This window comes from Microcystis viridis FACHB-1342 (assembly GCF_014698335.1).
Lineage (GTDB): Bacteria > Cyanobacteriota > Cyanobacteriia > Cyanobacteriales > Microcystaceae > Microcystis > Microcystis ichthyoblabe_A.
The window spans coordinates 13,427-27,160 of record NZ_JACJSV010000010.1; the positions used below are offsets into that span (position 1 = coordinate 13,427).

Annotated in this window: 9 protein-coding genes, 2 pseudogenes and 1 riboswitch; of the genes and pseudogenes, 5 read left to right on the forward strand and 6 right to left on the reverse strand. The window is 44.4% G+C overall.

Annotation, left to right across the window (positions count from 1 at the left end; translation table 11 throughout):
* The first annotated feature begins 46 nt into the window (after positions 1–46).
* Positions 47–1,993, forward strand: coding sequence for a S8 family serine peptidase (locus tag H6G40_RS05450; protein ID WP_123230231.1), 1,947 nt, complete (start codon positions 47–49; stop codon positions 1,991–1,993).
* 175 nt (positions 1,994–2,168) lie between these two features.
* Positions 2,169–2,579, forward strand: coding sequence for a hypothetical protein (locus H6G40_RS05455; protein WP_228051261.1), 411 nt, complete (start codon positions 2,169–2,171; stop codon positions 2,577–2,579).
* A 134-nt stretch (positions 2,580–2,713) separates the two neighbouring features.
* Here the strand turns inward: H6G40_RS05455 and H6G40_RS05460 are convergent.
* Positions 2,714–2,989: pseudogene (locus tag H6G40_RS05460) on the reverse strand (ISL3 family transposase); the annotation flags it as partial.
* 291 nt (positions 2,990–3,280) lie between these two features.
* Between H6G40_RS05460 and H6G40_RS05465 the strand changes: the two are divergent.
* Both H6G40_RS05465 and H6G40_RS05470 read left to right on the forward strand, forming a co-directional pair.
* Positions 3,281–5,296: a ribonuclease catalytic domain-containing protein gene (locus tag H6G40_RS05465; protein ID WP_069474889.1), complete on the forward strand. Its 2,016-nt coding sequence runs from the start codon at positions 3,281–3,283 to the stop codon at positions 5,294–5,296.
* A 691-nt stretch (positions 5,297–5,987) separates the two neighbouring features.
* Positions 5,988–6,908, forward strand: coding sequence for an NAD(+) kinase (locus H6G40_RS05470; protein ID WP_002751885.1), 921 nt, complete (start codon positions 5,988–5,990; stop codon positions 6,906–6,908).
* 403 nt (positions 6,909–7,311) lie between these two features.
* On the opposite strand, the gene H6G40_RS05475 is transcribed toward H6G40_RS05470, so the two are convergent.
* Both H6G40_RS05475 and H6G40_RS05480 read right to left on the reverse strand, forming a co-directional pair.
* The gene (locus H6G40_RS05475; RefSeq protein ID WP_069474890.1) at positions 7,312–8,379 is read right to left on the reverse strand and encodes a ribonucleotide-diphosphate reductase subunit beta; all 1,068 of its coding nucleotides are present in this window, start codon (positions 8,377–8,379) and stop codon (positions 7,312–7,314) included.
* A gap of 53 nt (positions 8,380–8,432) precedes the next feature.
* Positions 8,433–8,869, reverse strand: a pseudogene (locus H6G40_RS05480) (DUF29 domain-containing protein).
* 730 nt (positions 8,870–9,599) lie between these two features.
* On the opposite strand from H6G40_RS05480, the gene H6G40_RS05485 reads away from it, so the two are divergent.
* Positions 9,600–10,139: a phycobiliprotein lyase gene (locus tag H6G40_RS05485; RefSeq protein ID WP_002738011.1), complete on the forward strand. Its 540-nt coding sequence runs from the start codon at positions 9,600–9,602 to the stop codon at positions 10,137–10,139.
* A gap of 87 nt (positions 10,140–10,226) precedes the next feature.
* On the opposite strand, the gene thiC is transcribed toward H6G40_RS05485, so the two are convergent.
* From thiC to H6G40_RS05500, 3 genes are all read right to left on the reverse strand, one after another.
* Complete coding sequence (thiC, locus tag H6G40_RS05490) at positions 10,227–11,609, reverse strand: phosphomethylpyrimidine synthase (RefSeq protein WP_002736411.1); 1,383 nt, start codon at positions 11,607–11,609, stop codon at positions 10,227–10,229.
* An 8-nt stretch (positions 11,610–11,617) separates the two neighbouring features.
* Positions 11,618–11,714, reverse strand: a riboswitch (TPP riboswitch).
* Between the two features lie 367 nt (positions 11,715–12,081).
* Positions 12,082–13,503: a type I glutamate--ammonia ligase gene (glnA, locus tag H6G40_RS05495; protein ID WP_002737277.1), complete on the reverse strand. Its 1,422-nt coding sequence runs from the start codon at positions 13,501–13,503 to the stop codon at positions 12,082–12,084.
* 53 nt (positions 13,504–13,556) lie between these two features.
* Complete coding sequence (locus H6G40_RS05500; RefSeq protein WP_016515827.1) at positions 13,557–13,727, reverse strand: hypothetical protein; 171 nt, start codon at positions 13,725–13,727, stop codon at positions 13,557–13,559.
* Between the last annotated feature and the right edge of the window lie 7 nt (positions 13,728–13,734).

Below are 13,734 nucleotides of genomic sequence, written 5' to 3' on the forward strand. Positions count from 1 at the left end.
TAATTTTGCCTCCCTACTTAAGAGTCTTTACTCAAGGATAAAAAAGATGCTTGACCAAAGTTTCAACCTATCAGACAGCAATGTTTTAGATGATATCTTCCAGTTACCAACCCTTGGCGTGGGATCAGGTTTAGGACGCTCCGACTTGATTACCCCTTTTGTCCGCAAAAGTCTCCAGGGACTGGATTCTGACTTTTTAAGCAATTCTCTGGAAGAATACCAGCTAGAACTGAAAAATCGCTGGCAATCATCCGAATCCCTTTCCTCTTGGCCTCAAGACGGTGATTTTTTAACGGGTCAAAGTAGTTTTGTGGGTCTTTCCAGTTCTGTTGACCTAGCCGGCAATACCCTCGCTACTGCCAGAGCGATTACCGTCGGTTCCAGCACCACCAGTTACACCGATTGGGTAGGAAGCACCGATACCAACGATTACTATCGTTTCACCCTCGCTAATTCTAGTAACTTTAATCTCAGTCTCACCGGAATGACCGCCGATGCGGACGTGCGACTGTTAAATAGTAGCGGTTCTTTCATTGCCTCCTCTACTAACGGTGGTACGGCTTCTGAGAGTATTACCCGTCAGTTGAGTGCAGGCACCTACTACATTCGTGTCTATCCCTATCAAAGTGCTAATACCAACTATAATCTTGCTGTTTCGGCTACCAGTATTGACCTAGCCGGCAATACCCTCGCCACTGCCAGAGCGATTACCGTCGGTTCCAGCACCACCAGTTACACCGATTGGGTAGGAAGCACCGACACCAACGATTACTATAGTTTTTCCCTCGCTAATTCTAGTAACTTTAATCTCAGTCTCACCGGAATGACCGCCGACGGGGACGTGCAACTGTTAAATAGTGGCGGTTCTGTCATTGCCTCCTCTACTAACGGTGGTACGGCTTCTGAGAGCATTACCGGTCAGTTGAGTGCAGGTACCTACTACATTCATGTCTATCCCTATCAAAGTGCTAATACCAACTATAATCTCGCTGTTTCGGCTACCAGTGACGGTGGTGGAACTGGATTTAACTCCACCTATGGTTACGGTTTAGTTAACGCTGCCGCTGCCGTTGCTCAAGCAATTAGTCAACCCACTTTTGCCGATGTTCCTAACTTGGGAGGTAATAACTGGGGTAATGATATGGTTAACGCCCCTGAAGCTTGGGCAAGAGGTTATACAGGACAAGGTGTTACAGTGGCTGTAATTGATTCTGGTGTGGACATTTCCCACCAAGACCTGAGCAATAATATTTGGCGCAATACAGGGGAAATTGCCGGTAATGGCATTGATGACGACGGAAATGGCTATACCGATGACGTTTATGGCTGGAACTTTGGTGTCGGTCAAAATAACAATAACGTTCTACCCGGAACCAGTTCTTCTGGACAAGGACACGGAACTCACGTCGCTGGGACAATTGCCGCCGCTAATAACGGCATTGGTATGACGGGCGTTGCCTATAATTCCCGAATTATGGCGATTCGTATGGGAGATGTAGATTCACAAGGTCGGTTTACTAATGGGGGCAACCTTGCTCAAGCCATCCGCTATGCAGTGGATAATGGCGCTCGCGTCATTAATATGAGTTTGGGATGGTCTGATTCAACTGCTTTACGCGATGCCCTTGCCTATGCCGCTAGTCGCAATGTGATTACGGTTAGTGCAGCTGGCAACTCTAGCTTGTCTTCTCCCGGAACACCTGCATACTACGCTACCCAATACGGTCTTTCCGTCGGTGCCGTCAATAGCAACCGGACAATTGCTAGTTTCTCCAATCGTGCCGGAACTAACAGCAGTATGCAGCACGTTATGGCTCCGGGGGTGAATGTTTATTCGACTGTACCGGGCAACGGATACGCGAGTTACAGCGGAACCTCGATGGCGGCTCCCCATGTGGCAGGAGTAGTGGCTTTAATGCTCGGGGCTAATCCCAACTTAACCCATGCTCAAGTCCGCAGTATTCTCACTAGCAGTGCTGTCCGTCTTACTTAAAACGCTATTAATGCTCACAACCCAGAGCATTCCTAGTTAACCAATGCTGAAGAAAGTCTCTGTTGGATTCTGCACGAGGCTTTTCTTCAGCCAAAATAACAGCCAAATCGCCAAAACTATGATTTATCCTAACTTTCGCTGGTTCCTAAGTTTGACCATTATTCTAGTTACAATGATGAGCTTTACTGACCCGAATTTCTCTCAATCAAAACAGGGTATTTCTGGCACTATTCTTCGTCTTAGCGGCGACCAAATGCCCACTATAGACACAACATCCTTAAGAACAAAACCTGAACCTATTAAAACAACTGTTTGGATTTTTTCAGGTAGAATTCCCGCTCAAGGAACCAACTGGTCAGTAGCCCAAGCCCAAAAACATCCTCACCTAATCAAGCAAATAAGTAGTGATTCTCAAGGTAATTTTTTTGTGGAATTGCCCTCAGGGGAATATACTCTCCTCGCTCAATATGATGACAATTTGTACCTCAATAATTTTTTAGGGGACGGCAGCTATGGAACCGTACAAGTGACTAACGGTCAAATTGTCAATATTCAGTTAATTAACACGGAAAAAGCTTATTTTTAGCAATTATTGTCCCAAAACGCTCAAGAAATAACATTTCTTGAGAGTGAGATAGAAGAAAATAATTTACTATCTTGCTTGATTACGTCTGCATTTCGCCAGTATTTGAATTGGCGAATTCCTAGTCTTTTTAATTACGATAGGTCTGGCTCTGTAATTTCTTCGGCGATGTTCTCTAGCATTCTTGGAATCTCTTCTTCCGTTACGTCATTTCTTCGGCTAACATTTAAAATATCACCTTCTTTTAATTGTTCGAGTATATTCTCGGCTAGTCTTTTCGTATAAGTTCGTTTACTGGCGACAAAATCTAACTCTTCGCTCAAGGGTTTCCGACAATTATCGCACTTAAATTGACGACGATTAACTTGTGGGTACACTGGTTGTCCTGAGAGCGGCGAATCTTTGACTAAATGGGGTTTGCTGAATAAATCTAAAAACCTTGTTTGATAAGACTTTTAGACTTTTTTGAAATCCAAAAGTGGTGGACATGGGAGTGATCAGGGGGAAAATTCCAGGACTTTTTCCCTGAAAATTAGGTAATTGACCCCCTCAAAATGGGTAAAACCCCACACTCTACCCCCACGAAAAACTTTTTGCCACAAACCCTATCTAGTGGGTGGGGATTGATGATTGCTCTTGCCGATCGAGTAATCGATCGAGGATGATAGAAAATAGACAAAATAGATAGGCAGTAAAGGAAAACAGTGGAAAAGGGAACGCTGGTAGAATTTCGAGTGCAAGGAGAAAGGCGCTTAGGGGTGATCGATCGCCCAGAAGGTAAAAAAGATTGGATCGTCATCGATCAAGGGGGAAACCCGCATAAACTGCGTCCCCAACGCTTCGATTACATTATCAAAGCAGGTCCGTCCAACCATAAGGAGATTGGCAATTTTCTGCGGGAAGTCCAACCCTATCTAGATCCCAGTGGTTTAGAAGTGGCCTGGGAATTATTAGCCGGGGAAAATCAGTTAGTCACTCCCGAAACCATGGCCGAGATTCTCTTTTCCGATCGCAGTCCCCAGTCTTGCTATGCAGCCCATTGTCTCTTGAGTGATGATAAAGTTTATTTTAAAAATAAAGGGGATGGTTACGAGGCCCGCTCGGAAAATCAGGTAGAGGAAATCAAACACCAGCTAGAGGTAGAACAACAGCGTCAACGGGAAAAAGGCCAATTTCTCCAACGTCTCCAACAGACCCTGGCCGGTGAAACGGTAGAATGGTCAGAAAGCGATCGAATTCGTCTGGAATCTCTAGAAAAATTTATCCTCCAACCCGAACAAAAATATCCAGCAGCCATGGACATACTCTCGCTGCTGGGCCGTTCCCAAACCCCCGAGGCTGCTTTTGAATTGTTAGTCGATTTGAAATGGTGGAGTAGTCACGAAAACCTTTTCCTGCGACGCAGTTCCTACCCTGTTCAATTCTCGAAAAAGGTACTTGATGTGACGCGTCTTAATTTACTCAATCCCCCTGCGGATGCGGATGTCAACAATCGTCTCGATTTAACCCACCAAAAAATTTATACCATCGACGATGAAAGTACCGAGGAAATCGATGACGGATTATCGGTGGAAATGCTCGCGGATGGTGGTCATCGTCTCTGGATTCATATTGCCGATCCTAGCCGTTTAGTGCTTCCCGATGATGAATTGGACCTAGAAGCGCGTCGTCGCAGTACCAGTCTCTATCTTCCCACGGGAATGGTTCCCATGTTTCCCCTAGAGTTGGCCGCCGGTCCAATGAGTTTGGTACAGGGTAAACTTTGTCCCGCATTGAGTTTTGGGGTAATCCTCGATGAAACGGGAGCGATCGCCGATTATCGTATCCATCCTAGTACAATTAAACCCACCTATCGCCTCACCTACGAAGATGTGGACGAAATGTTACATCTGGATCTGCAGCATGAACCGGAAGTGAAGATTCTCAACCGTTGGGCCAAACAACGCCACGCATGGCGCAAATCTCAGGGATCGATTAACATCCAAATGCCAGAATCATCTATTAAGGTGAAGGCTAACGACGAAATTATCATAGAATTGCAGGAAGTTTCCCCATCTCGGCAATTAGTGGCGGAAATGATGATTTTAGCTGGAGAAATCGCCGGTCGCTACTGTCAGGAACACGAGATACCCGTACCTTTCCGGGGACAACCACAACCGGAATTACCCCCCGATGAGGAGTTAATTTTACTACCTGCGGGCCCAGTGCGTTCCTGTGCCTTGCGTCGCTGTATGCCGCGCAGTGAGATGACGACGATTCCTAACCGTCATGCTAGTCTGGGATTGAATACCTATTCCCAAGTAACTTCGCCAATTCGCCGTTATACTGACCTTTTGACCCATTTTCAACTAAAAGCCCATCTCCGGGGCGATAAACTGCCTTTTACCCGGGATAGAATGCAGGAAATTCTCTATAGTGTCGCTAGTTCGGCCCTGGAAGCCACCTCGGTGGAACGACAAACTAATCGTTATTGGAGTTTGGAATTTTTGCGACGACAGGGAGATCAAGTCTGGCAAGCTTTGGTATTGCGCTGGCTGCGGGAAGAGGAAAATTTAGGCTTGATTTTATTGGAGGAATTGGGGTTAGAATTACCCCATCGTTTTGAGCGATCGGTATCTTTAGGCGATCGCTTTCAAGTACAAGTTAGTCGCTCTGATCCCCACCGCGATGAGATCCGCTTCCGCGAGTTATCGGGTTTTGTCTCCTCCCAAGCAAGTTAATCTCTCGCGGAGACAGAATTCAGGAGTCGGGAGATAGGGGTTTAGGGGTTTAGGGAAATTTCAGCCAAATGCTCCACTCCCCTCTACCCTCTCCTTGAGTTAGCGGGTTCGTCATCTGATCCGTCTATTTCGGGTGCAGAACCTCTTGGCAGACTTTAAATACCGAACAATTTATTATACTAAATCCGTTGAGTATAGGCCACATATCAGGAGAGGCACTCATGCAAGAGGCAAAAGGGAGAATAATCGCTCTTCTGGAACTTTCGGAAATCCCCGACCGAATCCAGATTCTGAAACCCTTGCTTGACAAGTGATCGCTAACTTTTTTTCTAATAAAAACTCAAATTTGGCTCTCTTGGATTTGGTGGGTAAAATGTATTCTAAGATACATTCCTCCTAGCGAGGGGGTGGAACGAACCACAAAGACACAGAGGACACAAAGATTGATCGATCCTATGTAAGTTAAACTTATCACACAGAACCTAGAAGAGCCGAAGAGCGATAAGCCGTCAGCTTTTTGCTGTGATCAGTAAACAGTAAACTGAAAACTCAAATCCGATCCCTGATAGCTGTCTCCTGACTCCTGACCCCACTAACAAACTTTTTCAGAAAACCCTACTCACTTTTCACCCGATCTGCCCGGTCTTGCTATTGTTAAAAGTATAGAACCTCCGAAAAAGGTCTCAACTCTGTGCAGTTAAAACAAGTCATCATCGCTCATAAGGCCAACCATCCCCAAAGTAAAGCATGGGCGGAAAAATGCGCTAAACAGTTAGAAGCCCGTCAGTGTAAAGTTTTAATGGGACCCAGTGGCTTTAAAGATAATCCCTATCCGGTATTTTTAGCCTCAGCATCGGAAAAAATCGACCTTGCCATCGTTTTGGGGGGAGATGGAACCATTTTAGCTGCCGCTCGCTATTTAGCTCACGAAGACATTCCGATTTTAGCGGTGAATGTCGGCGGCCATCTGGGATTTTTAACGGAACCCTTTGATATTTTCCAGGATACGGAGACGGTCTGGGAGCGTTTACAATCCGATCACTATGCGGTACAACAACGGATGATGTTAACGGCCAGAATCTATGAAGGGGATAAAAGAAATCCGCAGCCAGTGAGCGAGGCATTTTATGCCCTGAATGAGATGTGTGTGAAACCCGCTAGTATCGATAGGATGCCCACCTCAATCCTCGAAATCGAAGTGGACGGGGAAATAGTAGATCAGTACCAAGGCGACGGACTATTAGTGGCTACTCCTACGGGATCCACCTGTTACACCGCTTCCGCTAATGGTCCGATTATACACCCCGGCATGGAAGCGATCGCTGTCACCCCGATTTGTCCCTTGAGTCTCTCCAGTCGGCCGATTGTCATTCCCCCAGCATCTCTGGTCAGTATTTGGCCTCTAGGAGACTACGAGTTAAATACTAAACTCTGGATGGATGGTGCTTTAGCCACTTCCATTTGGCCCGGGCAATGGGTGGGAGTTACTAAAGCCGAAAAATTCGCCCAATTTATTATCCTGCGGGAAAGTTATTCTTTTTATCAGACTCTACAGGAAAAACTGCAATGGGCCGGGGCGAGAATTCATTATGATGGCAATCGTCATAATTAGGGTTTGCGGCAAAAAGTTTTTCGTGGGGACAGGGTTTAGGGTGTAGGGTGTAGGGTTTTACCGATTTTGAGGGGGTCAATTACCTAATTTTCAGGGAAAAAGTCCCTGAATTTTCCCCCCAATCACTCCAAAGGTCGACACTTTTTGAGGGAAAAAAAGTCTAAAAACCTTATCCAACAAGGTTTTTAGATTTATTGAGCAAGCCCTAAGTATATCTTCTAAAATTGGTCATTACTTCCGATTTTATCAGTAAATCTAGGCTTTTGGGGGTAGAACCCCCCAAACCCAGAAGCGCATTTGCTGATTGTCGGTATTTCTGCAAGAGAGGGTCAAAAGTTGTCAAAATATTTGACAAAGTTGCCACTTTATGGTAAGAAATTGGGTTATTATTATCCCTTAAATTTTAAATTTCATCCCATCCAGTTAAGCCAGAAGACATAACATAACTGGTAACAGTTGCTTCAAAAAAGTTAGCTTTGGTGTGGCCTTCTTTTTTGGTATCGGAGAAGCGTTCCAGATGATTATAGGGACTTTTGTTATACTTTTCTTCCCTGTATAAAGGCTCAAGTCCGATCGCTTTTAGCCGAATATTAGCGAGGTATTTAGTGTACTGTTCGGTACTGTATTCGGTAATACCTAAAATGTTGTTGCCAACGATGTGATTTGTCCAGCGACATTCGTGTTTAACGGCACTATCGAACATCTCATAAATCTGTTCAACGGAATGGGGAAAAATTGCCATGGCTTCGGGAATAAGTTTTTGATACAAACGGACGTGACTTAATTCGTCCCGGTTGATCATTTTGAAAACGTCAGCACTACCGGACATTAGCTGTCGAGAAGCGAGATTATAGAAAAAGATAAAGCCGTTATAAAAATACAAACTCTCCAGTAAATAGTCGGCAAGAAGAGCGATAAAATAGCTTTCAGTAGTTTGTTTATCGATGTATTGCTGGTAGAGACTAGCAATAAATTCACAGCGATCCTTGAGAACTTTATCGGTGCGCCAAAAGTCATAAACTTCGCCTCTGCGATCCGAGGGAATAATCGTTTCAATTAAGTATTGATAACTTTGATTGTGCATGGCCTCTTGAGAAATTTGTTCCGCCATACAAAGACTAATTTCTGGCGCAGTGACGCTACCTTTTAGGTGGGGAATATTACAGGTTTGCACGGAATCAAGAAAAGTTAGATAGGACAAAATACCATCATAAGCATATCTTTCTTCGTCGGTAAGATGCCCGTATTCAGTCACGTCTTGAGTGATATCTAAGCGTTGCGGGATCCAGAAATTTTCCCGCATTTGTTGATATAAACCCACCGACCAGGTGTAGCGGACATCGTTTAACTGCATCAGGTTGGTGGTGTTACCAAACCAGATCGAACGGTTTTCGATCGCATCATCTCCCGACGGATTGAAGATCGGGGAAATGGGCATCGAATGGCAAGAATTAACTAAATGTAAGGACATGACTACTTGGACATTAAGGCACTTTTAGGTTATAATGGGTTTTCGGTAAAAAGTCAAATGGTTTGATTAGGGATAAATTCAAAATCTAGGGCTTCTGCCAAAGTAAATGGGCAATCGTTCGGGAATTTCTCTAGGTTTATCCCTGTTTCAATAGCGGCTTTTTTTCTAGCCTTATTATAGCATTTTTTAAAATTTTCTTCTGTTAAAAAACTCTTAAGAATAGGGCTATTTTCTAAATCTTCTTCGATTCTTTCGCGATGCTCAAAAAGGTTTAATGCCCAGCTTCTGGTTTGTTTTTCTGGCTCTTGTAAGTATTTTAGTAAATGCCATAAAATCACGCTCAGATTGCTTTTTGTTGACTGATAGATATAGATTTTATTTCTTCAATTAAATTCTCTAAATCTAATTCAGAAAATTGATGATTTTCTAGCAAAAATATGGTTTTATCTATCCAGAGATAGTAGTCTTTTTCGTATAAGTTCTTTTCCATAATTCGCCAATTCAAAAATGAAACGCATCAACCTCAAGAGTTGACAAAGAAATGCTCATCAGGTACTGTCTGATCATTAACAAAAACAAATCAGACCCAAAAACGAAGCCCCCAACATCTTAACATAGAACAAAGAAACTTGCTCTACCAACTTAGTCAAGAGGGAAATTTATCGTATAACTGCTAAAATAGCAATGACTAAAATATCGGTTAATAAATGTTTTTGGGTTGGGGACACTCTCGGTTCAGGAATATCGGCTCTTCCAGGTTTGGTGGGTAAAATGTATTCTAAGATACATTCCTCCTAGCGAGGGGGTGGAACGAACCACTCCAGACACAAAAGACACAAAGATCGATCAATCCTATGTAAGTTAAACTTATCACACAGAACCTAGAAGAGCCATTAAATTTGCTGAGATACTTAAAAAGTAAAAAAGGGGTTGGGGGAAGAACCTCGGCCTGACTGTAGCCAATTTGACAGAATTAATCGATAGATAAGAGTGAATGGAAGTAACTAGGATAAGTTCGCAGTTTTTAGCAATCTTATCCCGTTTTTTCCCTGTAAATGCTGTATCTGTGCGGCTTTTCCCAATTATCTCCCTCAACACTCCTACCACTTAATTTCCATGCAGGGTTATAATTGTATTAAGATGTGTAACAATTCTCTGGCAAACTCTTGACAAAGGATAACAAATCTGCTCTACCAAAAAACAGGAAAGGTTTTATTTCTATGACATTAATTCAAACCGCCCAATTATCGCTAGAAACTTTGGCTTTAGCCTTTTTTAAGCAGACAGAAGGACGCTGGCAATCCCAGAGACGTTATTACACCCTCACCCAAGAAACGGAACCCCAAGAAGTTATCAGCGCCATCGAGATTAAATATTTACCCCAGGGCAGCGAACCATTAATTCAACTGGCCCGTTTACATAATCTGGAAGATACAACTTTATTAGGTGGTACGGAAGTGACTTGGCAAAGTAATTATCTCCGTCCCCAGAGTAAAAAACCCTCCAACGGTTCCACTATATTCGGTATTTTAGATAATATTCTCTATCGCGATCGGGGATTTGCGACGGATAAACCCGTTAGTGCCATTTATACCTTTCCTAACCCCTCTACTCTCTGTCTGAGAACAGAATACGCCGGTTCTGTCTTTGAAGAGGAAATTAAACTCATCGGTCAACAATATCGCACCCGACAAACTATTATCTCTCGCGCCGGTCAAGAATTGATGATCGGTCAATATCTAGAAAAACGGGTCAATTAGTCAAAAAAATGGCGGCTATTCCCATAATTTTGACTTCTATCCTAGGAATAGGGCTGAAATCAAATCAGCCCTTCCCATAACTCCCCTTTAAACCGGGGTTAAATTGTCTTGATTCTGACTAGCGAGAAACTTCTCTAATTCCGTAATTGCATCGGCATCGACTTTAGTTTGCATGGGACAGAATTTCGGTCCACACATCGAACAAAACTCCGCAGTCTTATAGATATCTGCGGGTAAAGTCTCATCGTGGTATTCCTTAGCGCGATCGGGATCCAAGGATAACTGAAATTGACGATTCCAATCGAAATTATAACGAGCAATGGAGAGTTCATCGTCACGATCCCGCGCTCCGGGACGATGACGGGCGATATCTGCCGCATGAGCTGCTATTTTGTAGGCAATTAAGCCATTTCGCACATCTTCAGCGTTGGGTAAACCGAGATGTTCTTTCGGGGTGACATAACATAACATCGCCGTCCCGTACCAACCCGCCAGAGCCGCCCCGATCGCCGAAGTGATATGATCGTATCCGGGGGCAATATCGGTGACAAGGGGACCGAGAACATAGAAAGGTGCTTCGCTACACTCCTCCATTTGTTTTTTCACATTAAACTCAATTTGGTCCATGGGAACATGGCCCGGTCCTTCCACCATCACCTGTACATCGTGTTCCCAAGCGCGACGCGTTAGTTGGCCGAGGGTTTTCAATTCCGCTAATTGGGCTGCATCGGAAGCATCGTGGGTACAACCGGGACGTAGGGAGTCACCGAGACTAAAAGAAACGTCATAACGCTTGAAAATCTCGATAATTTCGTCGAAATGGGTATAGAGAGGATTTTGCTTGTGGTGGTGCAGCATCCACTTAGCAATAATACCACCGCCCCGGGAGACAATCCCGGTCAGACGAGTTTTGACTAAAGGCAGGTGTTCGATGAGGATTCCCGCATGAATCGTCATGTAATCTACCCCTTGCTGGGCGTGTTTTTCGATAATATGGAGGAAATCTTCGGGGGTGAGTTTTTCAATATTGCCGTGAACACTTTCCACCGCTTGATAGATGGGTACAGTACCGATGGGGACGGGAGAAGCATTGATAATCGCGGTGCGAATTTCGTCCAAATTACCGCCACCGGTGGAAAGATCCATTACCGTATCGGCGCCGTATTTGACCGCTAGGTGTAATTTTTCCAGTTCTTCGTTAATATTCGAGGAGTTAGGGGAAGCCCCGATATTAGCATTAACTTTACACTTAGAAGCAATACCGATCGCCATCGGTTCGAGGTTGAGGTGATTGATATTAGCGGGAATAATCAGTCTTCCTCGGGCGATTTCGCTGCGAATCAATTCGGGAGAGAGATTTTCCCGTTTTGCCACATACGTCATCTCTTCGGTAATTATCCCCTGACGGGCGTAGTGCATTTGCGATACATTTGCTTGTCCGCGCCGGGGGGCAACCCATTCTTGTCTCATAATTTTATTTCCTCTGTAAACAGCTTCCCTACGCTGGAATTACCCAGTCTCAGGTTCTAAGGGTCTTTCTCAGCCTGATTGTCTCAGACACCCCTAGCTATGACGGCAATTGTATCACTGTTGACGACTGAGGAGATCAAGCTTAAGATTGTTGTTTGATTAGGCGGTTATCAGTTATCAGTTATCAGATGTGAGTTTTGGCTCTTCTGGTTTCTGTGTGGAAACGAGGTCTATACTGATAGTTTATTTAACAAAATAGTCCTAAAAGTCTTTCCCAGTAAACATTTCACGATTTCATAAGCAAAAATTATCACACAAAGTCGAGAAGAGCCGAGTTTTCAGTTCACTGATTACTGTTTACTGTTTACTGTTCACGGCAAAAAACTTCCCACTTCCCCACTCCCTTGCTGATTCCGAAAAAAAGGGGCAGGCAAAAAGCCTACCCTAGGATTAATGATTAGTCAATCAAACCTTAGACATCGTAGTAGAGAGAGAACTCGTAGGGGTGGGGACGTAAGCGCATCGGGTTAACTTCGTTATCGAGTTTGTAGGTGATCCAGTTGTGGATAAAGTCTTCGGTAAAAACACCAGAATCGGTCAAAAAAGCGTGATCTTTTTCGAGACTTTCTAGTGCTGCTTCTAGAGAACCGGGGGTAGAGGGTATTTTTGACAATTCTTCGGGACTGAGTTCATAGATATCCACATCGAGAGGTTCTCCCGGTTCAATTTGATTTTTAATCCCATCGATACCAGCACAGAGCATAGCTGCAAAAGCGAGGTAGGGATTAGAAGTCGCATCAGGACAACGGAATTCTAAACGTTTAGCTTTCGGGTTGCTTCCCGATAAAGGAATCCGAATCGAAGCGGAGCGATTACCTTGGGAGTAGGCCAGGTTTACTGGGGCCTCAAAACCGGGGACGAGACGCTTGTAGGAGTTGGTGGTGGGGTTAGTTAAAGCTAAGAGAGCGGGAGCGTGTTTAAGCAAACCACCGATGTAGTACAGTGCCATTTGGCTGAGTCCGGCGTATTTATCCCCGGCGAACAGGGGTTGACCATCTTTCCAGATAGACTGGTGAACGTGCATCCCGGAACCATTATCGCCAAAGATGGGTTTAGGCATAAAGGTGACGGTTTTACCGTATTTCTTAGCCACGTTCTTAATGCAGTATTTGTAGGTCATCAAGTAGTCGGCGGCCCGTACTAGGGTAGAGAATTTAATCCCTAACTCGTTTTGACCACCGGTAGCGACTTCGTGGTGATGTTTTTCGATGGGAACTCCGCAGTCGGCCATGGTTAAGAGCATTTCCGTGCGAATGTCTTGAGAGGTATCGGTGGGACTAACGGGGAAATAACCCTGTTTGTAGGCGGGTTTATAGGCAAGATTTCCGTCTTTTTCGTCTTTACCGCTATTCCAACGACCTTCGACACTATCCATGTAGTAATAGCCGGAGTTGGCGGTTTGGTCGAAACGAGCGCTATCAAAGAGGAAAAATTCTGCTTCTGGTCCAAAATATACGGTATCACCTAAACCGGTAGTGCTAAGATAATTGATCGCTTTCTGGGCAATAGAGCGAGGATCGCGGCTATACCATTCACCGGTTCTCGGTTCTTTGATGCTACAGATCATGCTTAGGGTCGGTTCCTTGTAGAAGGGATCGATCCAAGCGGTGGTAGGATCGGGAACCATGGCCATGTCGGATTCGTTAATTGCTTTCCAACCGCGAATACTGGAACCATCGAAGGCAACACCATCGCTGAAAGAGCTTTCATCGATTTGGTCGTAGTAGAACGAGCAGTGTTGCCAGATACCGGGCATATCAATAAATTTTAGGTCAATAATCTTAATATTGTTGTCCTGAATCATTTTCAAGACTTCTTGTGGCGTTTCGGGCATGGAAAACTCCTTTGACGTATGGATCGGTTCTTAAGCTTCTCAAAAAACCCATCCTAAACAGTCACTTTGTCCAGTTTTGTATTTTTCGATACAAAATCTTTGATCCTAGCTTGAAAAAATCTGTAATTTTCTTGTTGAGTTCGGTAATCGCCCGGAATGGCGATTTGCCTATCAGCTTCTACTGCCTCTTGCCACACTTCAAGGAGGTTCGTTTGTGCAAACATTGGCCGT

Excerpts from the sequence above, each read along its gene's own strand:
- H6G40_RS05500 (WP_016515827.1), bottom strand. The coding sequence starts at position 13,727 with ATGTTTGCACAAACGAACCTCCTTGAAGTGTGGCAAGAGGCAGTAGAA.
- H6G40_RS05455 (WP_228051261.1), top strand. The coding sequence starts at position 2,169 with ATGAGCTTTACTGACCCGAATTTCTCTCAATCAAAACAGGGTATTTCT.
- thiC (WP_002736411.1), bottom strand. The coding sequence starts at position 11,609 with ATGAGACAAGAATGGGTTGCCCCCCGGCGCGGACAAGCAAATGTATCG.
- glnA (WP_002737277.1), bottom strand. The coding sequence starts at position 13,503 with ATGCCCGAAACGCCACAAGAAGTCTTGAAAATGATTCAGGACAACAAT.
- H6G40_RS05475 (WP_069474890.1), bottom strand. The coding sequence starts at position 8,379 with ATGTCCTTACATTTAGTTAATTCTTGCCATTCGATGCCCATTTCCCCG.
- H6G40_RS05485 (WP_002738011.1), top strand. The coding sequence starts at position 9,600 with ATGACATTAATTCAAACCGCCCAATTATCGCTAGAAACTTTGGCTTTA.
- H6G40_RS05450 (WP_123230231.1), top strand. The coding sequence starts at position 47 with ATGCTTGACCAAAGTTTCAACCTATCAGACAGCAATGTTTTAGATGAT.